This window comes from Rhodanobacter koreensis, assembly GCF_054782855.1.
On sequence record NZ_BAAGRR010000012.1, the window covers coordinates 484,929 to 511,335 of the forward strand.

At 63.7% G+C, this 26,407-nt stretch carries 23 protein-coding genes and 1 tRNA gene; 18 read left to right on the top strand and 6 right to left on the bottom strand.

The genetic code is table 11. From position 1 onward, the window contains the following. The first annotated feature begins 104 nt into the window (after positions 1-104). Together ACYVKM_RS15755 and ACYVKM_RS15760 are read left to right on the top strand one after the other, a co-directional pair. On the top strand, positions 105-836 hold the full coding sequence (locus ACYVKM_RS15755; protein WP_460878563.1) for a response regulator transcription factor: 732 nt from the start codon (positions 105-107) through the stop codon (positions 834-836). Positions 837-859: 23 nt separating this feature from the next. Next, positions 860-1,870, top strand: coding sequence for a sensor histidine kinase (locus tag ACYVKM_RS15760; protein ID WP_460878564.1), 1,011 nt, complete (start codon positions 860-862; stop codon positions 1,868-1,870). 51 nt (positions 1,871-1,921) lie between these two features. Here ACYVKM_RS15760 and ACYVKM_RS15765 read toward each other — a convergent pair whose 3' ends face one another. The 3 genes from ACYVKM_RS15765 to purM are packed head-to-tail and all read right to left on the bottom strand — an operon-like array spanning position 1,922 to position 4,385. Then, complete coding sequence (locus ACYVKM_RS15765; RefSeq protein WP_460878565.1) at positions 1,922-2,629, bottom strand: DUF3108 domain-containing protein; 708 nt, start codon at positions 2,627-2,629, stop codon at positions 1,922-1,924. Between the two features lie 35 nt (positions 2,630-2,664). Next, entirely contained in the window at positions 2,665-3,336 is a 672-nt protein-coding gene (purN, locus tag ACYVKM_RS15770; protein WP_460878566.1) for a phosphoribosylglycinamide formyltransferase, read from the bottom strand. 20 nt (positions 3,337-3,356) lie between these two features. After that, on the bottom strand, positions 3,357-4,385 hold the full coding sequence (gene purM, locus ACYVKM_RS15775) for a phosphoribosylformylglycinamidine cyclo-ligase (protein ID WP_460878567.1): 1,029 nt from the start codon (positions 4,383-4,385) through the stop codon (positions 3,357-3,359). A 150-nt stretch (positions 4,386-4,535) separates the two neighbouring features. Here purM and ACYVKM_RS15780 point away from each other — a divergent pair, with 150 nt between their 5' ends. The 3 genes from ACYVKM_RS15780 to hda all read left to right on the top strand — a co-directional run bounded on the left by ACYVKM_RS15780 (position 4,536) and on the right by hda (position 7,465). Further along, positions 4,536-5,519 (top strand): DUF2066 domain-containing protein, encoded by a 984-nt coding sequence (locus ACYVKM_RS15780; RefSeq protein WP_460878568.1) that lies wholly within the window; start codon positions 4,536-4,538, stop codon positions 5,517-5,519. A 111-nt stretch (positions 5,520-5,630) separates the two neighbouring features. Beyond that, entirely contained in the window at positions 5,631-6,770 is a 1,140-nt protein-coding gene (locus ACYVKM_RS15785; protein WP_460878924.1) for an AI-2E family transporter, read from the top strand. Further along, on the top strand, positions 6,767-7,465 hold the full coding sequence (gene hda / locus ACYVKM_RS15790; RefSeq protein WP_460878569.1) for a DnaA regulatory inactivator Hda: 699 nt from the start codon (positions 6,767-6,769) through the stop codon (positions 7,463-7,465). The genes ACYVKM_RS15785 and hda overlap by 4 nt, the downstream gene beginning before the upstream one ends. A 52-nt stretch (positions 7,466-7,517) precedes the next feature. On the opposite strand, the gene ACYVKM_RS15795 is transcribed toward hda, so the two are convergent. Then, positions 7,518-8,321: an inositol monophosphatase family protein gene (locus ACYVKM_RS15795; RefSeq protein ID WP_460878570.1), complete on the bottom strand. Its 804-nt coding sequence runs from the start codon at positions 8,319-8,321 to the stop codon at positions 7,518-7,520. A 159-nt stretch (positions 8,322-8,480) separates the two neighbouring features. Here ACYVKM_RS15795 and ACYVKM_RS15800 point away from each other — a divergent pair, with 159 nt between their 5' ends. Next, complete coding sequence (locus tag ACYVKM_RS15800; protein WP_460878571.1) at positions 8,481-9,254, top strand: RNA methyltransferase; 774 nt, start codon at positions 8,481-8,483, stop codon at positions 9,252-9,254. 107 nt (positions 9,255-9,361) lie between these two features. Here the strand turns inward: ACYVKM_RS15800 and ACYVKM_RS15805 are convergent, their stop codons facing one another. Continuing rightward, positions 9,362-9,955 (bottom strand): superoxide dismutase, encoded by a 594-nt coding sequence (locus ACYVKM_RS15805; protein WP_460878572.1) that lies wholly within the window; start codon positions 9,953-9,955, stop codon positions 9,362-9,364. 111 nt (positions 9,956-10,066) lie between these two features. Between ACYVKM_RS15805 and grxD the strand changes: the two genes are divergently transcribed. The 8 genes from grxD to ACYVKM_RS15845 all read left to right on the top strand — a co-directional run bounded on the left by grxD (position 10,067) and on the right by ACYVKM_RS15845 (position 22,076). Continuing rightward, a complete protein-coding gene (gene grxD / locus ACYVKM_RS15810) occupies positions 10,067-10,390 on the top strand; it encodes a Grx4 family monothiol glutaredoxin (protein WP_460878925.1) in 324 nt (107 codons plus the stop codon). Continuing rightward, a complete protein-coding gene (locus ACYVKM_RS15815) occupies positions 10,390-11,157 on the top strand; it encodes an SDR family NAD(P)-dependent oxidoreductase (protein WP_460878573.1) in 768 nt (255 codons plus the stop codon). The genes grxD and ACYVKM_RS15815 overlap by 1 nt, the downstream gene beginning before the upstream one ends. A 65-nt stretch (positions 11,158-11,222) precedes the next feature. Next, complete coding sequence (locus ACYVKM_RS15820; protein ID WP_460878926.1) at positions 11,223-11,822, top strand: YhgN family NAAT transporter; 600 nt, start codon at positions 11,223-11,225, stop codon at positions 11,820-11,822. Positions 11,823-11,938: 116 nt separating this feature from the next. Further along, positions 11,939-13,651 (top strand): bifunctional ornithine lipid synthase OlsF, encoded by a 1,713-nt coding sequence (olsF, locus tag ACYVKM_RS15825; protein ID WP_460878574.1) that lies wholly within the window; start codon positions 11,939-11,941, stop codon positions 13,649-13,651. Positions 13,652-14,284: 633 nt separating this feature from the next. After that, positions 14,285-16,699 carry a TonB-dependent receptor gene (locus tag ACYVKM_RS15830; RefSeq protein ID WP_460878575.1) on the top strand — a complete coding sequence of 805 codons (2,415 nt, stop codon included), beginning with the start codon at positions 14,285-14,287 and terminating at the stop codon, positions 16,697-16,699. Between the two features lie 313 nt (positions 16,700-17,012). Further along, entirely contained in the window at positions 17,013-20,372 is a 3,360-nt protein-coding gene (locus ACYVKM_RS15835) for a TonB-dependent receptor (RefSeq protein ID WP_460878576.1), read from the top strand. A 156-nt stretch (positions 20,373-20,528) separates the two neighbouring features. Continuing rightward, positions 20,529-21,929, top strand: coding sequence for a nucleotide 5'-monophosphate nucleosidase PpnN (ppnN, locus tag ACYVKM_RS15840; RefSeq protein WP_460878577.1), 1,401 nt, complete (start codon positions 20,529-20,531; stop codon positions 21,927-21,929). Between the two features lie 70 nt (positions 21,930-21,999). Next, a tRNA-Asn gene (locus ACYVKM_RS15845) sits at positions 22,000-22,076 on the top strand. 237 nt (positions 22,077-22,313) lie between these two features. Here ACYVKM_RS15845 and ACYVKM_RS15850 read toward each other — a convergent pair. Further along, entirely contained in the window at positions 22,314-22,916 is a 603-nt protein-coding gene (locus ACYVKM_RS15850; protein WP_460878937.1) for a hypothetical protein, read from the bottom strand. Between ACYVKM_RS15850 and ACYVKM_RS15855 the strand changes: the two genes are divergently transcribed. From ACYVKM_RS15855 to ACYVKM_RS15870, 4 genes are read left to right on the top strand one after another with little or no spacing between them, the layout of a single operon-like run. Next, entirely contained in the window at positions 22,840-23,874 is a 1,035-nt protein-coding gene (locus ACYVKM_RS15855; protein WP_460878578.1) for an aldo/keto reductase, read from the top strand. The two genes, ACYVKM_RS15850 and ACYVKM_RS15855, sit on opposite strands and share 77 nt — an antisense overlap. Beyond that, entirely contained in the window at positions 23,871-24,746 is an 876-nt protein-coding gene (locus ACYVKM_RS15860; protein WP_460878579.1) for an amidohydrolase family protein, read from the top strand. The genes ACYVKM_RS15855 and ACYVKM_RS15860 overlap by 4 nt, the downstream gene beginning before the upstream one ends. Then, a complete protein-coding gene (locus ACYVKM_RS15865; protein WP_460878580.1) occupies positions 24,743-25,519 on the top strand; it encodes an SDR family oxidoreductase in 777 nt (258 codons plus the stop codon). The genes ACYVKM_RS15860 and ACYVKM_RS15865 overlap by 4 nt, the downstream gene beginning before the upstream one ends. Positions 25,520-25,532: 13 nt before the next feature. Beyond that, positions 25,533-26,399 carry a fumarylacetoacetate hydrolase family protein gene (locus ACYVKM_RS15870; RefSeq protein ID WP_460878581.1) on the top strand — a complete coding sequence of 289 codons (867 nt, stop codon included), beginning with the start codon at positions 25,533-25,535 and terminating at the stop codon, positions 26,397-26,399. Positions 26,400-26,407 lie beyond the last annotated feature (8 nt).

The window sequence follows — 26,407 nt, forward strand, 5'->3', positions numbered from 1 at the left end:
CCAACCCGAACCTGTTCTGAACCACCGGTGGCTGATTTCACGCGACCATCACTCCGCAACCGTTTATCTCTTCACATATGTGAAGTGAATGGAGGTGGGACGACATGACGATGCATGACGAGCAAGCGGGACTGATTCTTCTGGTCGAGGACAATCGCCAGATAGCCGAAATGGTCGGCGAGTTCCTGGAGCGGCGTGGCTACTCGGTCGACTATGCCGCCGATGGCGTCAGCGGCCTGCACCTGGCCGTGTCGAACAGCTACGACGTGATCGTGCTGGACCTGATGCTGCCCGGTCTCGACGGGCTGGAGGTCTGTCGCAAGCTGCGCCGGGAGGCCAAGAAATCCACGCCGGTGCTGATGCTGACCGCGCGCGATACGCTGGAGGACAAGCTGGCAGGCCTCGAGGCAGGCGCCGATGACTATCTGGTGAAGCCCTTCGAGGTGCGTGAACTGGAAGCGCGTCTGCGTGCGCTGATCCGCCGCGATCGCCGCCAGGTGTCCACCGAGGTGCTTACCGTGGGCGACATGACGCTGGACACCGCCACCTTGCGGCTGACCCGCGAAGGCCAGGAGCTGGTGGTTTCGCCGATCGGCCTGAAGCTGCTGGCGATCCTGATGCGCGAGTCGCCGCGGGTGGTCAGCCGCCGCGATATCGAACGCGAGATCTGGGGCGACACGCTGCCAGATTCGGACACCTTGCGCTCGCATCTGTACAACCTGCGCCGGGTTATCGACAAACCCTTCGCGCGGCCCCTGTTACACACCATCCATTCGGCCGGTTATCGCCTCGCCGACCTTGAATCGGAGGTGGCGTCGACCGCCCAGACGGCGTGAAACCGATGCGGCGAAAGAGGGTCATGGACAGCAGGGTCAAAGCACTCCATTTTCAGGTTGGGGCCTTCCGCCGGCGTATCGCGTGGGTATTCGGGCTGCAGTTCGTGGCCGTGGTGATCATCTGCGTCATGGGCATCTACGGCGTCGCCCCGGCGCCGGCGGTGATTGCCGCGATCGTGATCACCACGGTGCTTGCCTGGATCGCGACCCGCCGCGAGTGGCGGCCGGTGCGGGCGCTGGCCCGGCTGGTCAACCGCTGGGATGGTCAGCAACCCGGACCCGAGTCGCTGCGGCTGGATCAGCTGTCTGCCCACAGCGATGCCGATGTCGCCTCGCTGGCGCGTGGACTGCAAGGCTTCGCCAATCGCATCGCCGGCTACAACCAGCGCGAGCGCAACTTCACCCGCGACGCCAGCCACGAACTGCGCAGCCCGCTCACGGTCATCAAGATGTCGGTCGACATGCTCGCCGACGAAGAGCACATCAGTGAATTCGGCTCCCGTTCGGTGCGGCGGATCAAACGCGCCACGCTGGAGATGGAGGCACTGGTCGAGGCGCTGCTGATCCTTGCGCGTGAATCGGACGCCGGCCTCGATCGCGAGTGCTTCATCGTCAATGACGTGTTGCGGCAGGAGCTGGAGTCTGCCCGTGAAGTGCTGGCCGGGCGGCCGATCGAGTTGCAGCTGGAGGAGCCCGCGCACTTTGCGCTGCAGGGTTCGTCGCGGGCCTTCGCGGTGCTGTGCTGGCAGCTGATACGCAATGCCTGCCAGCAGATCGAGCAGGGTCGCGTGGTGGTCACCGTCCTGCCTGGCGTGGTCAGTGTGAGTGGTCCTGTCGACACGCCCGTGCCCGGCGCCCCGTTGCGCGTGCATGGCGCCGATCGGCACGGTTTTGAACTGGCAATCGCGCAGCGCATCAGCGATCGCTTCGGCTGGCCGCTGGAGCTGCAGAGGCGTTCGGGACAAGGAAACAGCGCCCGCATCCGCTTTCCGCAGCCGCTACCCGAAGCTGCGGTCAGGGACACGCAGCAGTAATCGTGCCGGGTGGCGAGCGGACTCGGATAATCCGTGCTCGGATAATCGTGTTCAGGACGGGTGGTAGCTCACCAGCTCCATCACGGTGTCGCCGCCATCATGCTGCGACAGCTTCACCGGCAGCGGATAGCGGCCCGGCACGTACCACGCGCTGAACCCACGGTCGGCGTCTGTGCGATCGATACGCATGGCATTGAAACTGCCAGCCGGGACCTTGACCGGTTCGCGGCCAGTGACCTTGAAGTTCTGCGTCTGCACGTCCTGACGCACCGCCACCGGCAACGTGACCTGCTGCTTGCCGTCACGCAGCGCCAGGCCGAGTGCCAGCGGCGTGGTGTTGCGCTCCACCATGCCGGGCCGGGCCGGGTAGGTCTGCGGACCCTTGCCCTCGTCGACCGTCACCTGATGCGTGGCCCAGTCGACCGCCATATGCCGCTGCTTGTTCTTGATCGACGCGACCAGCTGGTAGTCGTAGCTGATGGCCTCGGGGACATCGCCGTTCCAGCGGAAGCGCGAGGTTTCCGTGACGTTGGCGCCGAGCATGGCCGCCAGGCCGCCGGTGCCCTTGACGTCCTTGCGATAGGTCCATTCACCATGACCGCCAGCGCGCAGGCTCACGGTGGCGACGCCGATCGGCTCACCGCCTTGCAGCACGTTGTAGGTGGCGGTGAAGCCGGTGGGCGTGGCGGCAGTGGTGGCATGCGCACCGAGCAGCAGGCCAAGGCCGAGGAGGGGGGCAAACAGCGAGCGGATAGTCATGCGCCGAGTCTGCCGGCTCCGGGCTGAACCGTGGATCACTCCGCGGACAGACATCCCTGATCGTCCAGTACCAGCGGCGCCAGCAGCGGTTGACCGTCGAGCCGAGGTGCGTGGCCATCCCATTGCAGTCGATGGCTGGCCAGCAGGCGCAGTACGGCTGGCAACAGCTGGTGTTCCAGCGGAAGCAGCCGTTGCGCCAGCCGGTGTTCGTCGTCACCGGGCTCGATCGCAAGGCGTGCCTGCGCGATCACCGGGCCGCCATCCAGCTCGGCAGTGACGAAATGCACGCTGGCACCATGTTCGCAGTCGCCCGCGTCCAGTGCACGGCGATGCGTATGCAGGCCGCGGTATTTTGGCAGCAGCGAGGGGTGGATGTTGATCATCCGGCCGACCCACGGGCGTAGCGCCTCGCCATCGAGGATGCGCATGTAGCCGGCCAGCACCAGCAACTCGGCGCCACTGGCGGCGATGCGGGCGAACAGATCGAGATCGAATGCGCGTCGGTCCGGGTAGCTGCGCGGATCAAGCGCCAGCGTGGTGATGCCGGCGACTTCGGCCAGCCGCAGTGCGCCGGCGGCAGCCTTGTCGCTGCCGACCAGCACGAAATCCACCGGCAATTCGCCTCGTTCACGCGCGGCGAGGAGGGCGGCAAGGTTGCTGCCGCGCCCGGAAGCGAGCACGGCGACACGTGGCAGTGACGTGGTCATCGACAGCGCTGCGGGCGTGGTCAGCCGATCCTCACGCGCTCGTCGCCCTGTGCCGGCACGATGCTGCCGATCACCGAGCTGGCCAGGCCATGCTTCGCCAGCAGGGCAGAGGCCGCGGCCACCGCGTCGTGGGGCAGGATCACGGTGAAGCCGATGCCGCAGTTGAACGTGCGCCACATTTCCTCGCGCGCCACGTTGCCTTCGCGCATCAGCCAGTCGAATACCGGCGGCAGAACGATGGCCGAGGCGTCCAGCGCGATGCCGAGACCGTCCGGCACCACCCGGATGATGTTTTCCTTCAGGCCACCGCCGGTGATGTGGGCCATGCCATGGACTCCGCCCGCCTTGATCAGCTCCAGCATCGACTTGACGTAGATCGTGGTCGGTGCCATCAGCGCGTCGGCCAGCTTCACGCCGCCGAGATCCAGATCTAGAGGGTTGCCTGCACGCTCGAGAATGCGGCGGATCAGCGAATAGCCGTTCGAGTGCGGGCCGGACGAGGCCACGCCGAGAATCACGTCGCCGGCGACGATCGCCTCGCCGCTGAGCATCTGCGATTTCTCCACCGCACCCACGGTAAAGCCGGCCAGGTCGTATTCGCCCGGTGGATACATGTCCGGCATTTCGGCGGTCTCGCCACCGATCAGTGCGCAGCCAGCCAGTTCGCAGCCTTTGGCGATGCCGCCAACCACGGCCACGGTGGTGTCCACGTCCAGCTTGCCGGTGGCGAAGTAGTCGAGGAAGAACAGCGGTTCGGCGCCCTGCACCAGTACGTCGTTGACGCACATGCCGACGAGGTCGATGCCGATGGTGTCGTGACGACCGAGGATCTGCGCCAGCTTCAGCTTGGTGCCGACGCCATCGGTACCGGAGACCAGCACCGGCTCCCTGTAGCGCCCGCTCAGATCGAACAGGCCGCCGAAGCCGCCCAGTCCGCCCATCACCTCGGGGCGGAAGGTGCGCTTGACCAGCGGCTTGATGCGTTCGACCACGGCATTGCCGGCATCGATATCGACGCCGGCGGCGCGGTAGGTGAGGGCGTCAGACATGGCGGAAACCGGCGTGGATGAAACGGCCAAGTTTAGCAGCTTGTGACACCGCTGCTGACCAGCAATCACCGGTTCGGTGACGGCTCCGATGGACGCTGGGGGCGTGATTGGGCAGACTTCCGACAGCTTTCCTCCGAAGATACCGCCTCCATGCGCCTGTCCCGCCTGTTGATCGTCACCCTGCTGCTGGGTTTTGCCACGCTGCCGGCGTTGCGCGCGCAAACGGCCGGCTCGCCGTATTCGGTCACCGTGCCGGTGGTCGATACCAGCGCCGCCCAGCGTGACCAGGCATTTGCCACCGCCCTCGGGCAGGTGCTGACGCGGGTTGCCGGTGGTCAGGATCTGCGCAGCAACGCCGGTTACGCCGATGCGCTGGGCAAGGCCGGCTCGATGGTGCAGAAATTCCAGTACCAGCGTGCTGCGACCGGGCTGGCCCTGGCCGTGGATTTCGAGCCGGGTTCGGTGCGCCGGCTGGTATCGCAATTGGGTGTGGCCAGCGCAGGCATCAAGCCACCGGTGCTGCTGCTGGTGGATGGCACCGATGGAAACCTGCTGGATCAGTCCGCGCTGGCCAGCCTCGCTGCAGCGGCTACCGCACGCGGCACCAATGTGGTGTATCCCGTGGCGGGCAACACCCTGGATACGGCCAAGGTTGCCACGGCCGACCCCGCCGCGTTGGCAGCGATCGACCAGCAGTACCACACTGGTCTGGTGCTGCTCGGCAAGCTGCACGACGGTAGCGCCGACTGGACACTGATTTCCGGTGGCCAGGCGCAGCACTGGAGCAGCCAGGGCGCCACCGAGGACGCCGTGCTCGGGGCAGCCGGCAACAGCATGGTCGATCGCATCGGCAGGCAGCTCAATGTCGTCGGTGCCGGCACCAGCGAGGGCAAGCTGTGGGTGAGCGGGCTGCATTCGGCGATGGACTACGCGAACCTGCTGGCCGTCTTGCGCGCCGATCCGTCGGTGCGCCAGGTGACGACACTGGGTGCGCAGGACGACAGCGTGCTGCTGTACGTCAAGGCATCCCTGCCACTGAGCGGACTGGCGGCGAACCTTGCCGCCGGTGGCCGCCTGCTGTTGCAGAGCGAACCGCATCCGGGCGCCGACGCCAACCTGCGCTGGATGCATTGATCTGTATGCGGATCCCTCGCGAAAACCGCCCACCCGTGGGTGGGCTCTTCAGGAAAACCCGTTTCTTTCCGAGGCATTTGTGTGAATCCTGATAATTCACGACGCTGGCAGATGCTCGCCATCGTGGCGGTCATCGTCTATCTGCTCTGGCTGCTGGCGCCGATGCTGATGCCGTTCGCGGTCGCCGCCATGCTGGCCTATCTGGGCGATCCGCTGGCCGACCGGCTGGAGCGGCTCGGACTGAACCGTTCGTGGGCGGCCACCATCGTGTTCATGGTGCTGCTGATCGCGGTGGGCGGCGTGCTGTTGCTGCTGATTCCGTTGATCGCGCGGCAGATCGAGAACCTGATCGAGAACCTGCCGCACTACGGTGCGTGGGCCCAGAACGTCGCGTGGCCGTGGCTGCAGGCGCGCCTGCATCTGGATCCGCACATGTTCGACAGCGACAGCCTGCTGGCTGCGATCAAGGCGCACATCGGCTCGATCGGCGGCGTCGCCTCGACGGTGCTGGGCAAGGTGTCGCGATCCGGGTTGGGCATCGTGCTATGGCTGACCAATCTGGTGCTGATCCCGGTGGTGGCGTTCTACCTGCTGCGCGACTGGGACCGGCTGGTCGCCACCATCGACCGCATGCTGCCGCGTTCGATCCAGCCCACCATCGCCCATCTGGCGCACGAGTCGGACAAGGTGCTGGGCGCGTTCGTGCGCGGCCAACTGCTGGTGATGCTGGCGCTGGGTGTGTTCTACGGTACCGGCCTGACGCTGGCGGGACTGAGCGTGGGTCCGCTGATAGGCATGGTCGCCGGCCTGCTCAGCTTCGTGCCGTACCTGGGCTTCATCGTGGGTTTCGCCGGCGCGATCATCGCCGCGCTGGTGCAGTACGGCGACTGGACGCACGTGCTGATCGTGTGCGGCGTGTTCGTCGTCGGCCAGCTGCTGGAAGGCTACGTGCTGGTGCCCAGGCTGGTCGGTGAAAAGATCGGCCTGCATCCGGTGGCGGTGATCTTCGCGGTGCTGGCGGGTGGCGAACTGTTCGGCTTCCTCGGCGTGCTGCTGGCGTTGCCGGCGGCGTCGGTGATCATGGTGCTGCTGCGTTACCTGATGGAACGCTACCGGATGAGCGAGCTGTATACCGAGGAGGGACCGGACGATCCGGTCATCGCCGAGGTGGACGTCACGGTGCATCGCGACGGCGAGGTCGAAACCAGCACCGTGGTCGAGCCAGTGCAGGACGACCAGGCCAAACCATGATTCCGCAGTTGCCGCTGGCCCTGCGCTGGCCGCGCCGCCAGCGCTTCGAACATTTCCACGCCGGTGCCAATGCTGCTGCGCTGGCCGCGGTGCAGGCACTCGCACTCGAGCCTGGCGCGCCGTGGATCTATCTGCACGGCGCCAATGGCAGCGGTCGCAGTCATCTGTTGATGGCGGCGTGCCAGGCGGCCGCCGCCATGGGAAGACGCGTGCAATACCTGCCACTGGCAACGCTTGACGATCATGCAGCGGCGTTGCGCGGTGTCGCCGGCAGCGAACTGCTGGCGCTGGACGATCTAGGCGCGATCGCCGGCAACCGCGAAGCGGAACACGCATTGTTCGACCTCTACAATCGCGCCCGTGCCGAAGGCAGCGCACTGCTGTTCGCTGCCGATACCACGCCGGCCCGGTTGGGTATCGGTCTGCCCGACTTGCGCTCGCGTCTCGGTGCTTGCACCCAGTTCGCACTCAAGCCACTCGACGACGACGAACGCCGTACTGTGCTGAAAGCACAGGCGGCCTCGCGTGGCATCGAACTGGACGACGGCGTACTGGACTGGCTGTTCGCGCGTTATGCGCGTGATCTGGGTGCGTTGCTCGATCTGCTGGACAAGCTGGATGTGGCGTCGCTGGCAGCGCAACGGCGCATCACGATCCCGTTCCTGCGTGGCTTTCTGCGCGAAGCCGCACCCTGAAACAGCAAAGGCGCCATGGGCGCCTTTGCTCGTGCAGCCGCGTTGAGAACGCTCAGGTCTTGAGCAACGCCGGCGTCGCCTGCTGCCCGATTGCATCGACCATGGCCTTCGCCACGTTGAGGTTGCCGGCAATGATGTTGCCGCTGGCGGGAATGCCGTCGCGGCCGGCGAAATCGCAGTAGCGACCACCGGCTTCGTGCACCAGCAGTACGCCTGCAGCCATGTCCCACGGCTTCAGGCCGATCTCGAAATAGCCGTCGTAGCGGCCGGCGGCGACGTAGGCCAGATCGAGTGCGGCGGAGCCGGAGCGGCGGATGTCTTCGGCCTGGCCGAGGATGGCGCGCGTCATGTCGAGTTGCGGACCCAGGTGTTCGCGCTGGCGGAACGGGAAGCCGGTGGCGATCATCGCGCCGCCGAGATTCTCGCGCTTGCTGACGCGCATGCGACGGTCGTTGATATAGGCGCCATCGCCCTTGCTGGCGGTGTACAGCTCGTCGCGCAGCGGATCGAACACTACGGCATGAACCGGAACGCCCTTTTCCAGCAGCGCGATCGAAACGCTGAAGTGCGGGATGCCGCGCAGGTAGTTGTGGGTGCCGTCGAGCGGGTCGATCACCCAGGTCAGCGGACCCTTGCCGATCGCACCGCTTTCCTCGGCGAGGATCGCGTGGTCGGGATAGGCGCGGCGCAGTTCCTTGATGATCTCCGCCTCGGCCAGCTTGTCGACCTCGGAGACGAAGTCCAGTTGCTGCTTCTCGACGATATTGAGGCCGTCGATGCGGTTCATGTAGCGCAGGATCACGTTGCCTGCAGAGCGCGCGGCACGCGCCGCGATCGTAACGTGGGGTCTGGGCATGGCTTCGACTTTGGGAAAAGAGCAGGGTTGCGGCCGGCGATTCTAGCAGAGGCGGGGCCTCCGGGCTTGATTGCCATTGCGGGGGATGCCTGGACAACGGGGCCTTTCGCCGGTTGATCCACTATCCTTGCCGATCACTTCATACCCAGCCAGCCGCGCATGACTACCGCCACCGACCTCGCTTCCCAGCTTCGTTTCGTGCTGGTGCGCACCTCGCATCCGGGCAATATCGGCAGCGCGGCGCGGGCGATCCGCACGATGGGTTTCGGGCGGATGGAACTGGTGGCACCGCATCGTTTTCCGGACGTCGAGGCGAATGCGCTGGCCGCCGGTGCGGACGATGTACTGGCCGGTGCCGGCATCCATGCCGGCCTGGTCGACAGCCTCGCCGGCAGCAGCCTTGCACTGGGACTGTCGGCGCGCCGGCGCGGCGTGAACCTCCCCGAGATCTCGCCGCGCGAGGCGGCGCAGCAGGCGCTGGCCGCGGCGGCCCGTGGCGAGCAGGTGGCGCTGGTATTCGGCAACGAGCGCACCGGACTGGAGAACGACGAACTGGCGCGCTGCCACGCGATGGTGCGGATCCCCAGCGTGGACGATTTCAGTTCGCTCAACCTGTCACAGGCGGTGCAGGTGATGGCTTACGAGCTGCGCGTGGCGATGCTCGGCGAAGCACCGGCACCGTTGCCGCCGGTACATGACGAACCGCCGGCCGATGCCACGCAGATGGAGCAGTTCTACCGCCATCTGGCGCAGACGCTGGATGACATCGAATTCCACAAGGGGCGCGAGCCGACCACGATCATGCTGCGCCTGCGCAAGCTGTTCCAGCGGGCGCAGCCGGACGAGCGCGAACTGCGCGTGCTGCACGGTATCCTCGCCGACGCACAGCGCATGGCGGGCATCGCGAACGGACGGATCCCCAGCAGCAAATAATCGAAGGCTGGCGCGCTTACACCCCGTGAAGCTGGGGCAGTGTGTGTTCCTGCAAAAAAGCGGAGCCGTTGCTGGCTCCGCTTTTTCAGATCGCGCAGACGACGGGATCAGGCCAGATTGCTGGCAGCGAAATCCCAGTTCACCAGGTTCCAGAACGCCTCCAGGTACTTCGGACGGGCGTTGCGGTAGTCGATGTAATAGGCGTGTTCCCACACGTCCGTGGTGAACAGCGGCTTGTCGCTGCCGGTGATCGGTGTGGCGGCGTTCGAGGTGTTGACGATGCCGAGCGAACCGTCCGGGCGCTGCACCAGCCAGGTCCAGCCGGAACCGAAGTTGCCGGTTGCCGACTTGGTGAATTCTTCCTTGAACTTGTCGAACGAGCCAAACGCCTTGTTGATCGCGTCGGCCAGCTTGCCGCCCGGTGCGCCGCCGCCCCGGCCCTGAGGAGCGCTGGGGCTCATCGAGTTCCAGTAGAACGTGTGGTTCCAGATCTGCGCGGCGTTGTTGAACACGCCACCGGACGATTTCTTGATGATCTCTTCAAGCGCGGCACCAGCAAACTCGGTGCCTTCGATCAGCTTGTTGAGGTTGGTCACGTAGGCCTGGTGGTGCTTGCCGTAGTGATACTCCAGCGTTTCGGCGGAAATATGCGGCTCCAGTGCATTCTTCTCGTACGGCAGCGGGGGGAGTTCGATCGCCATGAGTGGCTCCTTGACGGTGGCTGGGGAGGTGGGTCGGCGCAGCGGGCGGCAGCCGACGGCTGACTGATACAATATCGGTCTGTCTGCATTGTAAAGATGAAACACCGAACTATGGACATCAACGAGCAAATCCGGGCCACCCTGGCCGAGTACCCCATCGTGCTTTTCATGAAAGGCACGCCGGAGTTTCCCATGTGCGGCTTTTCCAGCCGCGCCGCGCGGGCGCTGTCCGAAGCCGGCGCCGTGTTCCATGCGGTGAACGTGCTGGCGGACCCGCAGGTGCGCGCCGCGCTGCCGCATTTCGCGAACTGGCCCACCTTCCCGCAGCTGTTCATCCAGGGCGAGCTGATCGGCGGCTGCGACATCATCGAGGATCTGAACTCCGCCGGTGAGCTGGCGCGCATGGCCAGTGACGTGACCGGAGCGGCACATTGATGAGCCTGCCTGTTGTCCGATCGCCGGAGGCCTGGATGCCGGCCGTCGATACGCTGGCCGATCGCGTGGTGCTGGTGACCGGTGCCTATGGCGGTCTGGGTGCTGCCGTGGCGCGTGCGGCGGCGCGTGCCGGCGCCACCGTGGTGATTACCGGCAAGCGCAAGCGCCAGCTGGAACAGCTCTATGACGCCATGCTTGCCGAAGGTCTGTCCGAGCCGGTGATCCATCCGCTCGACATGGAGGTCGCCACTCCGCGCGAATACACAGCACTGGCCGAAGGGCTGGAGCGCGATCTCGGCCGGCTCGACGGCATCGTGCACTGCGCTGCCAGCTTCACCGGACTTACTCCGCTGGCGATGCACAAGCCGGACGACTGGCTGCGCGCACTGCACGTGAATGTCTCGGCACCGTTCGCGCTGACCCAGGCCTGTCTGCCGTTGTTGAATCAGTCCAGCGACAGTGCAGCGGTGTTCGTGCTGGATAATCCGGACTTGCTGCAGCGCGCGCACTGGGGCGCCTACGGTGTATCGAAGGCGGCACTGGAGCGGTTCGTGGCGATCCTGCACGAGGAAAACGACAGCGGCCCGCTGCGTGTCCACGCCATGCTGCCGGCACCGATGCGCACGGCGCTGCGGCGGCAGGCATATTTCGGCGAGGACATCATGCAGCGTCCGTTGCCCGATGCCACCGCCGTCGCCGCGATCTACTTGCTGAGCGCGCAGGCACTGCCGGCGCGTGGTGCCGTGCTGGATCTGCGTATCGACTGAATGAAGGTGCCGCGCCGCCGGCGCGGTCATGGACTGGCGAGGATGGAGTCGAGATGGAAACGCAGATGACCACGTTGTCCGCGGGAATCATGTTGTTTCTTATCATGGATCCGCTGGGCAATATTCCGTTCTTCCTCAGTCTGCTCAAGGACGTGCCGCCGAAGCGCCGACGCCGGGTGATGGTGCGCGAGTTGCTGATCGCCCTGGGCGTGCTGCTGGCGTTTTTGTTCGGTGGCCAGCACATTTTGCAGCTGCTGCAGCTGAAGCCGGATTCGATCAGCATTGCCGGCGGCATCGTACTGTTCCTGATCGGCATCCGCATGGTGTTTCCACCAGCCGACGGCGGCGGCATCTTCGGCAAGCCCGGCGAAGGTGAGCCCTTCATTGTGCCGATGGCGATTCCCGGCGTTGCCGGTCCGTCGGCGATGGCGGCACTGCTGCTGCTGACCAATACCCAGCCGGGCCGTACCGCTGACTGGATGATCGCCCTGTTGCTGGCCTGGCTGGCCACATCGGTGATCCTGCTCAGCGCCACCTATCTGTTCCGCTGGCTCGGCGAGAGCGTGCTGACCGCGCTGGAACGCGTGATGGGCATGCTGCTGATTGCGTTGTCGGTGCAGATGTTCATGGCCGGCGTGGCGTCATTCCTGCATCTGGCCATCTGAACGGAGGCGCCCGAAGCCGCGGTGGTATCGCGCGGAGCGCGGCAGGCGCTTCACATCATCGACCGGTTGTCACAATCGACCTTCAGGATGGAGGCAGTCGATTCGAGGATACGGTCATGCTGAGCATCGAACAGTCTCTGGTCGAGCGCCTGCCCTGGCTGGCGCAGTACCCCGCCATCCGTCGCCCCGTGGCTGGCATGCTCGGGCGATTGGCCGATCAAGACGGTTTCAATCGCGTGCTGGACCTGGTCGGGGCGGTCGAGGGTTTCGACTTTGTCGAGCAGGTGCTGGATGTGCTCGGCACCAGTTATCACATCAATCTGCGCGAGCGCGAACACATTCCGCTGGATGGCCCCTTGCTTGTGGTGGCCAATCATCCGTTGGGCATGCAGGATGCGCTGGCTCTGTTGCAGCTGATCGGTTCGGTGCGCACGGATGTGCGCATCCTCGGCAACGACTGGTTGGCGACGGTGCCACAGCTGGGCAAGCTGCTGTTGCCGGTGGATGTATTCGGCAAGGGTGCTGCATCGCAGCTGCGCGGCATCTATCGCGCGCTCGACAACGGTGAGGCGCTCATCGTGTTTCCTGCTGGCGAGGTATCGCGTATGCGTGCCGACGGTGTCCGTGACGGGCGCTGGTCGGACGGTTTTGCTCGACTGTCATTGCGCCGCAAGGTGCCGGTTTTGCCGGTGCATATCGCGGCACGCAATTCGACGATGTTCTACGGCATGTCGATGCTGGCCAAGCCATTGAGTACGGCGATGCTGCCCCGCGAAGCGGTGGCGTCCGGCAGCCGGCGCATCGGTTTCAGCATCGGTGCGCTGGTCGCGGCCAGTGAGCTCGAACAGCGCAGTGGCGGTTCGTCGAAACAGGCGGCCATGCTCATGCGCCGGCATGTCTACCGGGTCGGCCGACATCGTGGCCTGATCTTCGGCGGGCAGGCGCCACTGGCGCATCCGGAGCCGGCCGAACAGGTCGCAGCCGAACTGGTGCAGGCGGAAAAGCTGGCCGAACTCAACGATGGCAAGCAGGTGTTGTTGCTCAAGGGGAGTGTCGACAGCGTTGTACTGCGCGAGATCGGTCGACTGCGCGAGCTGACCTTCCGCAAGGTCGGCGAAGGCACCAGCGCACGACGCGATCTGGACGCCTGCGATCCGCACTACGAGCATTTGCTTTTGTGGGATCCAAAGGCCTTGCGGATTGTCGGCTCCTACCGTCTCGGTCATGGCGGCCGGTTGATCGCCGAGCGTGGCCTGGCCGGGCTGTATACCTCCAGTCTGTTCAATTATTCGCCAGCGCTGGAATCGCGACTGGCGCAGGGGCTGGAACTGGGGCGCAGTTTCATCGCTCCGGCGTACTGGCGCTCGCGCGCACTGGATCAGCTGTGGCAGGGCATCGGTCTGTATCTTCAGCGCCACCCGGAACTGCGTTATCTGTTTGGCCCGGTCAGCATGTCGGTCAGCCTGCCGCGAGAGGCCCGGGAATGGATCGCCGCGGCACACCAGTATTATTTCGGCGCACCGGGGCTGGCTTCAGCCAGACAGCCGTTCGTGATCTCGGCCGAGGTCGTCCGTGGCGTGCAGCAGGCGGTGGAAGGGCTCGATGCGCCTGCTGGCCTCGGCAAGCTCAAGCATCATCTGGATGCGCTGGGTGTCAGCCTGCCGGTGCTGTATCGCCAATATGTCGATCTGGTCGAACCGGAAGGTGTGCAGTTCCTCGACTTCGGCGAGGATCCGGGTTTTTCCGGCTGCGTGGATGGGCTGGTGATGCTGGACCTTGCCGCGCTCAAACCGGCCAAGCGGGCGCGCTATCTCGGCAGGGCGGCCTGATAGCGGTGCTTTCCGCAGGGTGCGCGCCTCGCGTCATGATCGTGTCGCCCACGTGCAGAGAACAGGCCTGGAAGCATCACCGGCAATGAGACCGCAATGCATGGCGCAGCATGCTGATGTCAGCGTGCCAAACATGGTGTGCCGGCGCGACCAGCGAGTGTGGATGGCACGGCCGTTTGGCCAAGGTGCCAATGGCTGGAAATGTTGTAAAATTGTTGTAAGGTAAATCAGGGACGATAGCGGAGTGCCTTCAGCAGCTACCAGTCACGATTAGCAAGAGCTGATCGCAAATAAATTCGAAAAGCAGGCGTTTTTCTGCCCGACTGGCATGTCGGGTTTTTTTGTGCCCGAGTTTTACGTTTTTTCTTTCGGTTCGGAGAGGCGTTTGTCGCCATAACCTGCGATTTTGCGTCGCCTGAAAAGATCTGCCGCTGGCTAACGCGTCCACTGGGAACACGGCGCGTTCCGGAAGTTCCCGACATCGCTGGGCGGGGAGTTCAGCGATCCGGACGGCCACGGAAAGGTTGCCATGCGATCGGCTGCCGAACCGGTCATTCATTTGTTTGAACTTGCGAGATGGAATCCATAATGAAACGAACCTATCTATCCGTATCAATCGCGCTGGTTTTTGGCATGGCGTCATCGATGGCGCTGGCACAGAGCACGGCGGATCAGACCAATGCCGGCCAGGTTGCCACGCCCACGCCCGCACAGCGAGCCAGTGCGTCGAGCACGTCCAACACGACGACCTCGAATGACACCAAGCGCGTGCAGCAGCTGAGCTCGGTGCAGGTCACGGCACAATCGCTGTCGCTGGGTGGTGGCCTGATGTCGGTGCAGACCGCGCCCAAGGCGGTTTCCACGATCACCCGCGATGCGATCGTCAAGGCGGCGCCGGGCGGCACCTTCGTGCAGATGATCGACAGCATTCCGGGCGTCAACGCCTCCACCGACGATTACACCGGTCTCGCCAACGGCAACTACAGCGTCCGCGGCTTCACCAGCGACGAGATCGGCACCACCGTCAACGGTGCCCCGATCAACGACAGCGGCAACTACAAGGTCTATTCGACCGAGTACGGCGACGCCGAGAACTATGGCGACATCACCGTGCTGCAGGGCTATCCGGACGTGGACACGCCGATCGGCGGCGCAGCTGGCGGGTCGATTGCCTGGGTCACCATCGACCCGTCACATACGGCCGGCGTGGACTTCAGCCAGACGTTCGGCAGCAATGATTACAGCCGCACCTTCTTTCGTCTGAATACCGGCGATACGGGTCCGGTGCGTTCGTGGTTGTCCTACTCCAACAACAGCGCCGACCTGTGGCGTGGTCCCGGTGAGCAGAACGTGACCAAGGTGGACGGCAAGTCGCTGTGGACCATCGACGACAACAACTCCATCTCGGCATCCTTCCAGTACAACCGCGAGTTCACTGACGAATACCAGAGCCTGACCAAGGCGCAGGCTCAGCAGGATTACAACCAGAGCTACAACCCGACGCTGACGGGCAACACGACCACCGACAAGAATTTCTACCTGCTGCACACCAATCCGTTCCGCAGCTGGCTGGTCAGCATGGATGGCGAGTTCAAGCTGAGCGACAACCTGCGTCTCTCGGTCGTGCCTTACTTCCAGTATGGCTTCGGTGGTGGCGGCGGCGGCGCCGTGTTCACCGAGTCGACCTCCACGGTCAACGAGTATCAGTATGCCAACCAGGACCTCAACGGCGACGGCATCATCGGCGGCAAGAACAACAAGGCCCTGGCGTATTCGCTGAGCACCTCCTACACGATGCGCCCTGGCGTGATTGCCAAGCTGAACCAGGACTTCGGCGAGAACAACAGCCTCGAGTACGGCGTGTGGTGGGAACGTCCACGCCAGGAACAGAGCCAGGTCTTCACGCCGGTCGACCCGGCTACGGGAGTTCCTTCCGACAACTGGGCCCGGACCGACCTGATCCGCTATCCGGATGGCACGATCCAGAGGACCTACAACGAATACACGAACACCGAGACGCGCAAGGTATTCGCCACGGACACCTGGACGCCGAATGACCAGTGGACCATCACGGCAGGTGCCTCCTACCTGTGGGTCGAGCGCACTGGCTGGGACTATGAGTACCCGGGTTCGGTAAAGGGCTACGACGCGCAATACGGCATTTCCGGTGTCAGCTCGACCTTCCACAAGGTGAGCCCGACCGCTGGCGTCAAGTATCAGCTGAATGACCAGAACCAGTTCTACTTCGGCTGGGGCAAGACGTTCCGTGCACCCATCAACGGCGCCGTCCTGCAAAATGGTGCCTCGGCAAGTTACCCGGGTCAGACGGCGCCGACGGGCAGCTTCCTCAACAAGCCTGAGACGGCGAGCACGGCCGATCTGGGCTGGCGTTTCTACAACGACACGTTCTCGGCCAGCGTCGACGCCTATGCATCCAATCTCAACAACAAGCAGATATCCGGCTTCGATGAGGTGAGCTTTGCAACGGTGTATCTGTCGCTGCCCAAGGTGCACATGCGTGGTGTGAACACCGAGGCCAGCTACAAGATCACGCCAAGCTGGACGCTGTATGGTTCTTATGCGTACACCAAGGCGACTTTGGAGGATGACCTCAATTCGTCAGGTGACGGCATCTACGCCACCCAGGGCAAGACCCTGCTGAATACGCCGAAGAACATCGGCTTCGTGCGGTTGAGCTACGACCAGGGGCCGTTCTGGGCCAGCCTGGACGAGAAGTACCGTGGCCCGATCTGGGGCGACTGGTCCAACACGCAGAAGGTGGGCGGCTATGCCACGCTCAACCTCAGCGCGGGTTGGAAGTTCCAGGACTTCTCGTCGTGGTTCACCAAGCCGTACATCAAGCTCAACATGTTCAATCTTGCCGATCGTCAGGCGCTTACCAACGCCAACAATATCGGCGCGTTCCTCGCCGCCAATCCGACCAACATCAAGGACCAGAATGGCACGACCCTGTATGCGTCGGAGCCTTACTACTCCCTGCTTGAAGGTCGTACGGTCATGGTGACCTTCGGTGCCTCGTTCTTCTAAAACGTAAGTCACGCACCACGGCAGGCATTGCGTGGTCCGCCAGGCCGGCACCTTCGGGTGCCGGCTTTTTTGTTGCCGGCAACTCCTTGGCAAGTCAGCAAAAAATTTCGAATATGGCAAATAGTTACGAAATTGTAATATTCTTCTCGTAACTTTAGCGCGGTCTGACCACGCCAAGCACTTCGCTCGGTCAGTTCCTTCAGGGAAAAAAGAGAAAAACCATTGTCTTGCCGGGAACACCCCTGGTGGCGAGAGGTTTCGCTTGTTGCCCTGATTCGTCATTTATTGCGAACCACCATGGGGTCGATGTTCGATGAAAAGCACTATTCGCGCAAAACTGCTGCCGGTGGCCATCGCCGCGCTGCTTGCCTCCTCGCCACTCCTGGCGCAGGACACTTCTTCCGCCATCTCCGGCCGCGTGCTGGATGCCAGTGGCCAGCCGCTGGCAGGCGCCACCGTGCAGATCGTGCACGAGCCGTCCGGCACCACCAAGGTCACGACGACTGACGCGGATGGCCGCTATGCCGCACAGGGTCTGCGCGTGGGTGGACCGTTCGATGTGACCGTGTCCAAGGACGGCGTGACCAAGGTCGAGCAGGACAACGTGTATCTGCAGCTGGCCCAGGAAACCCCGGTCAACCTGATGATGGCTGGCGGCGCGGAGGCGAAGGACGCCAAAAATCTGGCGGGCGTGACCGTATCGGCGAATGCATTGGCGCAGACGTTCTCGTCGGACAACAAGGGCATCAGCACGAATGTTTCGCGTGCCGAGCTGGACGCCCAGCCGACTCCGGGGCGCTCGATCCAGAACATCGTGCGCATGGATCCGCGTGTGGTCATCACCGACCGCGCCCGTGGCGAGATCTCGGCCAACGGCCAGAACAGCCGCTACAACAACATCACCGTCGACTCGATCAGCGCCAACGATCCGTTCGGCCTGAACGCGAACGGCCTGCCCACGCTGGCCACGCCGATTTCGCAGGACACGATCCAGGAATACAACATCTCCACCGCGAACTACGACGTGGCCAACCGCCGCGGTCTGGGCGCCACGGTGAATGCGGTGACCAAGAGCGGCACCAACGATTTCCACGGTTCCGTCTACTACGTGTTCCAGAACGACAACATGATCGGCGACAACCAGAACGACAAGCCGTACACCGGCTTTTCGCGTGCCTGGACGGGTGGCGCCACCGTCGGCGGCCCGATCGTCAAGGACAAGCTGTTCTTCTTCGCCTCGTATGAAAAAAGCACGCAGATCGGTCCCGGCAGCCCGTACGGCCCGGCCGACTCCGGCGCGGCATCGCCGATCGCCGGCCTGACCTCCGCGCAGGTCCAGCAGATCCGTGACGCCGCGGCGACCTACGGCCTGACCGACATCGGCACGGTCGGCGGTGGCAATTCGAACCTGCTCGACAAGCGCTACCTGGCCAAGATCGACTGGAACATCAGCAACGATCACCGCGCCAGCTTCACCTACACCGAGACCAAGGAAAACAAGCCGATCATCACCGGCAGCACGACCAACCTGGTGCTCTCCAGCGGCTGGTACAAGACCTCGGTCGACAACAAGAACTATGCGCTGCATTTCTATGACGACTGGTCGGACATCTTCTCAAGCGACACCACGGTGTCGTTCTCCAACTTCGTGCAGAACCGCGGCCCGTACAACGGCACGCCGATGCCCGACATCAGGATCTATCCGGTGGCCTACGGTGGTCCGTCGGTGGAGTTCGGTACCGAGTATTCCAGCCAGGCCAACGTGCTCAAGGTGAAGACCCTGAATGCGGCGTGGGCCGGTACGCTGTTCCTCGGCGACCACACACTGAAGGGTGGCGTCGACTTCGAGAAGGACACCTACTACAACCTGTTCGTGCAGAACCTGTTCGGCAGCTACACCTTCGAGGATTCCAAGGCCAGCGGCAGTACGCCGGCGATGAATGGCTTGCAGAATTTCCTGGCCGGCAACTACTACCAGTACTACTACAACCGTCCGGCGAATGGACTGGACCTGGCACAGACCGCGGCCGGCTACGGCCTGAAGCAGTATGGCGTGTTCCTGCAGGACACCTGGCAGGTCAACAAGCAGTTGTCGGTGCAGTACGGCGTGCGCGTCGACATCCCGCTGATGAGCGACCGGCCGCTGTACAACGCCGCGTTTGCCGCCGCACCAGGTGTCGTCGGTGGCACTGGCGCCAACAGGAACCAGGCCACTGGCGGCTTCGGCCGCACCAACCAGACCAACATCAACGGCAACCGGGTGGTGCAGCCGCGTGTTTCGTTCAACTACGCCTTTGATACCGAGCGCATGACCCAGCTGCGTGGCGGCGCCGGCCTGTTCGTGTCCAACCCGCCGGGCGTGTGGATCGGCAACATCTTCTCTAACTCCGGCATCACCCAGACGCAGTTCAACTGCGGTCCGACCCAGAAGGCCCCGTGCAACGCCAACCTGCCGGTATTCAGCCCGAATCCATATGCGCAGAATGACGGTCCGATCGGTTCTGGCGCAATGACGGTCAACACGGTTTCGCCGGGGTTCCAGATTCCCAGCGCGTGGAAGCTCAGCCTGGGCTTCGACAAGGAACTGCCGTGGTGGGGCCTGGTGGCGACTGCCGACTACCAGCACATCATCCAGCGCGATGCGATCTGGTATCAGGCGATCAACCTGGGCGCACCCACCGGGCAGTTGCCGGATGGCCGCAATACCTACTACAAGCTGGTCAACGGTGATCCCAAGGCCAGCGGTCAGCAGTCGGTCTACAACTCCAACCCGGCGTTCAGCGCCAACACGATCAACCTGGCCGACAGCAACCGCGGCAAGGCCGACAGCCTGACCTTGCAGTTGAAGAAGTCGTTCAGCGACGAGTGGGCCGGCATGATCGGCTTCACGTGGAGTCGCGCCACCGAGGTGAACCCGGGCACGTCGAGCGTGGCGTCGTCGAACTACAAGTACAACTACGTCGCCAACTCGAACGAGAATGTCGCCAGCGTGTCGAACTACTCGGTGCCAAAGCGGGTGATCGCCTCGTTGAACTGGCAGCACCACTTCTTCGGCGACTATGTGACCAGCGCCAGCGCGTTCTTCGATGGCCACTCGGCATACCCGTACAGCTGGTCGTTCGGCAACGACGCCAATGGCGACACCTTCACCAACGATCTGGTCTTCATCCCGAAGCCGGGCCAGGTGGAGTTCCGTCCCGGCACCGATCCGGCCTTGATCCAGCAGTTCTACGACTACATCCAGCACAACGATTATCTGAAGGATCATCAGGGCCAGATCGCCAAGCGCAATGGCGATCGCGCGGGCTGGATCAACCAGCTCGACCTGAGCTTCAGTCAGGAAATCCCGGGCCTGTTCAAGGGCAACAAGGGCCTGGTCAGGCTGGACGTCTACAACTTCACCAACCTGCTGAACAAGAACTGGGGCATCGAGAAGCGTGTGGCGTTCCCGGGTGGTCGTGCGCTGGCCGATTTCTACGGTGTCGATCCGACGACCGGCAAGTACATCTACAACATCGACTGCGGCAGCGGTACGGGCAAGGCTCCGGCCACCTGCACCAACTACAGCCAGAACGGTCATTACAGCCCGTTGACGGTGCCAACCTACATCAACAATGGCGACGACCTGGCCCAGCGCTGGGCCGTGCAGTTGACGGTGAAGTACGCCTTCTGATCCATCGGTTGGCTGATACGGTGGCCGGCGCCCTTATGGGCGCCGGCTTTTTTGTGCGCGCTTGACGATAGGGAGACGGCGCGTGAAGCTAACCGGTCCGCCAACGATTGATGGCGGAATGCATGCCGCGGACGAGCGGTCAGGAGAAGGATCCGGATGAACGATACAAACACCGCCGCGCGCGACAAGTCAGCCACGGTCAGCGCGCGCATCTCGCCGGTCGGCGGGCTGGACATTCTTTCCCGCAACGAGGTGGCGCGGCTGCGCGGCGCGAGTGACTCGGGCCTGCATGCCTTGCTGCGCCGTTGCGCGTTGGCGGTGCTCACCTCGGGCAGTATCAGCGACGATCCGCGCGCGATTCTCGAGCAATACCCGGATTTCGACATCCAGGTACAGCAGCAGGATCGCGGCATCAAGATCGAGCTCAGCCACGCCCCGGCACAGGCCTTCGTGGATGGCCAGATCATCCGCGGCATCAACGAGCTGCTGGTGGCGGTGGTGCGCGACATCGTCTATGTGTCGACCCAGCTGGAGCAGATCGGCTTCGATCTGGATGGCTCGGCCGGACTGACCCAGGGCGTGTTCGAGATCCTGCGCAATGCGCGCATCCTGAAGCCGCACATCGATCCCAACCTCGTGGTGTGCTGGGGTGGTCATTCGATCTCGCGCGAGGAATACGACTACACCAAGTCGGTCGGCTACCAGCTCGGCCTGCGCGGGCTGGATATCTGCACCGGCTGCGGACCCGGCGCGATGAAAGGGCCGATGAAGGGCGCGACCATCGCGCATGCCAAGCAGCGGCGCCGACACAACCGCTACATCGGCATCACCGAGCCGGGCATCATCGCGGCCGAGTCGCCGAACCCGATCGTCAACCACCTGGTGATCATGCCGGACATCGAGAAGCGGCTCGAGGCGTTCGTGCGCATGGGACACGGCATCATCGTGTTCCCGGGAGGCGTCGGCACGGCCGAGGAAATCCTCTACCTGCTGGGCATCCTGCTGCACCCGGACAACGCCGGCACGCCATTCCCGCTGATCTTCACCGGGCCGAGGCAGTCGGCGGCATATTTCGAGCAGATCGACCGTTTCCTGCGTCTGGCTCTTGGCGACGAAGTGGCCAAGCACTACCAGATCATCGTGGATGATCCGGCGGCCGTCGCGCGTTCGATGATCAAGGGCATCGACAAGGTGCGCAATCACCGGCTGGACACCAAGGATGCGTTCTTCTTCAACTGGGCATTGCAGATTCCGCTGGTGTTCCAGACCCCGTTCCGTCCCACTCATGAAGCGATGCGTGCGTTGCAGATCCGCCATGGCCGGCCGCTGCATGAGCTGGCGGCGGATCTTCGCCGGGCCTTCTCCGGCATCGTCGCGGGCAACGTGAAGGAGGAGGGCGTGCAGGCGATCGAGCAGTCCGGTCCGTTCGATATCGACGGCGATGCGGACATCATGCGCGCACTGGACAAGCTGCTGCAGGCGTTCGTCGATCAGCACCGCATGAAGCTTCCCGGCGGTGCGGCTTACGTGCCATGTTATCGAGTACTCACGCGCTGATAACTCGCCCGCTTGTTCGCCCACAATGGCTTGACAGCTGGCCGTAGCCCCGACAAACTACGCAGCTCACGCCCGAATAGCTCAGCTGGTTAGAGCACTTGACTGTTAATCAGGGGGTCGCTGGTTCGAGTCCAGCTTCGGGCGCCATATACGGAAAGGGCTGCGAGTGATTCGCAGCCCTTTCTTTTGCCTGGCGTTTGACCTTTTGTCTACGCCTGAGCGGCTCATCCTGCCCTGTGGCCCCCAATTTCACCCGGCAATGCTTGCGAGTGTTTTGCCTTCGCAGCGGCCCGATGGGCCCGGGCGTGCGCGTCGTCACCCGCATTGAGGCCGGATTTTCGCGCAGATCGTGGCAGCGAACATCCGGCAGCCCGGCGTGCACTTTCACGGCTCGTCACGATGCCCGAAACCCGCTCGATGTGCGGGCAGCACCATCGAGAACGGGAAGCAGCGGCATGCCGCGAAGCCGATGCCAGGGTCGAAACGCGCTTCGGGCGCGGCAGGGTCGCGGCCTGCCGGTGTCGAATTCGTGAGCGTGCAGTTTTCTTTCTTCCTGCCTTGAATCCACTGACGGTCGGCTGCGGTCAGCGGGATAGTGCGCATGTATCGCCTGGTTGCACGGGCCATTGTCGTTTCACGTTGCAATTTGTTTAGTTCATATATACATTTAAAATTCAAATACGAATTGATGACACGATCGAGCGTCGCATATCCCGCGCGCAGGAGACATTCCGCCAGTTGGATAGGCACCTGCAGACTCTGGTCAGGGCGCTCGCGGTCGATTCGGCCAAGTGCCGGACTGGCGCAGTTGGAAGCATTCTTGTGCCGGGTTATTGGCGACAGGCAAGGACTGCATGTCGGTGAAAGGGAAGCGTGCCAGTTCACCTGATCCATCCATACAGGCAGCATCATGGTCGAGCCGGTCGCCAGCACAAGCGGAGAGAGGTCGATTGGCGGCTTGCCGGGCGGCCCGCTGAAGCTTTCCACGCTGTCGTTTGGTGGCGCACCGATCGGCAATCTCTATCAAGGTGTCGATGAAGCGGTTGCGGCAGAGGCGGTGGAGCGAGCCTGGCAGCTGAAGGTGCGACATTTTGATACCGCGCCCTACTATGGTTATGGCCTGAGCGAGGTGCGGCTTGGCCATGTGCTGTCGGGCTTTCCGCGTGACAGTTTCACCCTGTCCACCAAGGTTGGCCGACTTATCGAGGATGCCTCCGGCAGCACCGGTCACGACGGTTTTGCCGTGGACGGCAAGCGAGCGATATTCGATTACAGCCGTGATGGCATCCTGCGTTCGGTCGAAGCCAGCCTCAAGCGGCTGCGGACCGATCGCATCGACATCCTGCTGCTGCACGATATCGGTGAACTGACTCATGGCGAGCGGCATCCGGCGATCCTGCAGCAGGCTCTGGCCGAAGCTTTGCCGACGATGGCCGAACTGCGCACGCAAGGCGTCTGCCGTGCCATCGGGATTGGTGTCAATGAAGAGGCAGTGTGCCTGCAGGTGATGCCGTGCTTCCGACTCGACGCGATCATGCTTGCCGGACGCTATACCTTGTTCGAGCAGGCGCGCAGCGAACGGGTGATGGCGATGGCTCAGCAGCAGCACGTGGCGATCCTTGCCGCCGGCCCGTACAACTCCGGTCTGCTCGGTGCGCCGGGTGCGCCCGGGCATACCTACGATTACGTGCCGGCCAGCAAATCGGTACGGGCGAGGGCGCAGCGGTTCTACGACATTTGCGCGGCCACTGGTGTCGACATGGGTGCGGCGGCGCTGCAGTTTCCGCTTGTGCATCCGGCGGTGGTGACGGTGGTCTGCGGCCTGCGCTCCGCCGATGAAGTTGCCGTATCCGTGCAGCGCCTGGAGCAGCGGATACCCGCGGACACCTGGCAACAATTGCGCAACGCGGAATTGCTCGGTGCGCAAACCCGGGTGCCTGCATGATCCTTGACGCACACCAGCATTACTGGCTGCTGGACCGCGGCGACTATGGCTGGCTCGAACAGGCACCTGCGATTCTGCAGCGGGATTTTCTTCCCGCAGATATCCGTGGCGAGCGGATATCTGCGGGCGTCAGCCAGTGCGTGCTGATCCAGGCTGCACCCAGTGAGGCGGAAACCCGTTATCTGTTCGGGCTGGCGCGCGCGGATGAGCATGTCGCCGGTGTCGTCGGCTGGGTCGATTTCGAGGCCGATGATGTGGCTGCGCGTATCGCGGCCCTGGTACGCGATGGCAACGGGCTGCTGGTGGGCTTGCGGCCGATGGCGCAGGACATGGCCGATCCGCAATGGCTGGCGAGACCATCGCTCGACGCTGCCTTCGATGCCATGCAACAACATGACTTGGCGTTCGACGCGCTGGTCGTCCCTGCGCAATTGCGCGCGCTGGATACGCGACTGGCGCGCGAGCCGCTGCTGCGCGTCGTGCTTGATCACGCAGGCAAGCCCGATATCGCCAATGGCCGCTTTCACGAATGGGCGAGACAGATCGACCGGCTCGCCGGTGACGGCCGGCTGCATTGCAAGCTTTCCGGCCTGCTGACTCAACTGGAAGCGAAGCTGCCGGACAACGCCATCGACGACTATGTCGGCCACCTGTTCGCCCGTTTCGGTGCCGAGAGATTGCTGTGGGGAAGTGACTGGCCGGTCGTCACGTTGCGTGGCGACTATGGGCATTGGCTCGCACTCGCCCAGACGTATACACGAGCGCTTGCCCCTGCTTTTGAAGAGCATGTTTTTGGCGGCAACGCTCGGCGCTTCTATCGACTGGATCGCACCTCGCAACCTGATCCTGCAACCCACGGACAATCAGCATGACCATTACCGAAACCCTCGAATCACGCCGCGCAAGCGGTCGCCTGGCCGGCAAGCGCGCGTTGCTGACCGCTGCTGGCGCCGGCATCGGTCGTGCCACGGCGATCGCCTTCGCCGATGCCGGTGCCGAGGTGCTTGCCACCGATCTGGATGCCCGTGCACTGGAATCGCTGGCCAGCGAGCATCCCGATATCCGCACGAAGCGGCTGGATGTGACCGACCCTGCGGCCGTTGCCGCGCTTGCCGGCCAGCAGGCATTCGACGTGCTGTTCAATTGTGCCGGCTACGTGCATGCCGGCACGATCCTGGATACCGACGAAGCCGACTGGAGACGCTCGTTCTCGATCAATGTCGACAGCATGTTCCACCTCTGTCGCGCGGTGTTGCCTGGCATGCTCGAGCGAGGCCGCGGCAGCATCATCAACATGTCCTCGGTCGCGTCCAGCATCAAGGGCGTGCCGAACCGCTTCGCCTACGGCGCCACCAAGGCCGCGGTGATCGGGCTGACGCGTTCGGTGGCGGCGGATTTCGTCTCGCGCGGCATTCGTTGCAACGCAATCTGCCCGGGCACGGTGAAGACACCGTCGCTTGGCGATCGCGTGCGTGCGATGGGCGGCGACGAGGCCGCCGCATGGCGCAGTTTTGCCGACCGGCAGCCGATGGGCCGTCTGGGTGCGCCTGAGGAAATCGCGGCCCTGGCCGTCTATCTCGCTTCCGACGAATCGGCGTTCACCACGGGCACGGTGCACGTGATCGATGGCGGCTGGTCGAATTGACGAGGAGCAACGGATGAAACTTGTACGCCATGGCCAGTCCGGTGCCGAGAAACCGGGCCTGATCGATCGCGACGGCGTGTTGCGCGATCTGTCCGATATCGTTGCTGATATCGCGCAACAGGTGCTCAGCCGCGAACAGCTGCGCCAGTTGGGCGCCATCGATACGGCCGCGCTGCCGGTCGTGCCGGGCAGGCCGCGCCTGGGGGCGCCGGTTGGCGGTGTCGGCAAGATGATCTGTGTCGGCATGAACTACGCCGATCACTGCGCGGAAACGGGCGCACCGCTGCCCGAGCAACCCGTGCTTTTCATGAAATCGACCACGGCGATCGGCGGTGCATTCGACGATGTGGTCATTCCGCGCGGCTCGATCAAGACCGACTGGGAAGTGGAGCTGGGGGTGGTGATCGGCGAGGTCAGCCGTGACGTGCCGGTGGAACAAGCGCTCGCCCACGTCGCCGGCTACATGGTGATCAACGACCTGTCCGAGCGCGCGTTCCAGCTGGAGCATGGCGGCCAGTGGGTGAAAGGCAAGAGCTGCGATACCTTCGGTCCGCTCGGACCGTGGCTGGTCACGGCCGACGAGGTGGGCGACCCGCAGAACCTCGGCCTGTGGCTGGAGGTCAACGGCCATCGCTACCAGACCAGCAATACCCGCAACATGGTGTTCGGCGTGGCGCAGCTGGTCAGCTACATCAGCCGCTACATGACGCTGATGCCCGGTGATGTGATCAGCACCGGCACGCCGGCCGGCGTCGGTCTGGGTCTGCATCCGCCGACCTATCTTCGCCCCGGTGACGTGATCGAACTGGGCATCGACAAGCTCGGTTCACAGCGGCAACAGGTTCGTGCGCATCCTGCGGATCTCGCGCCTGCCCATTGACTCTCTTG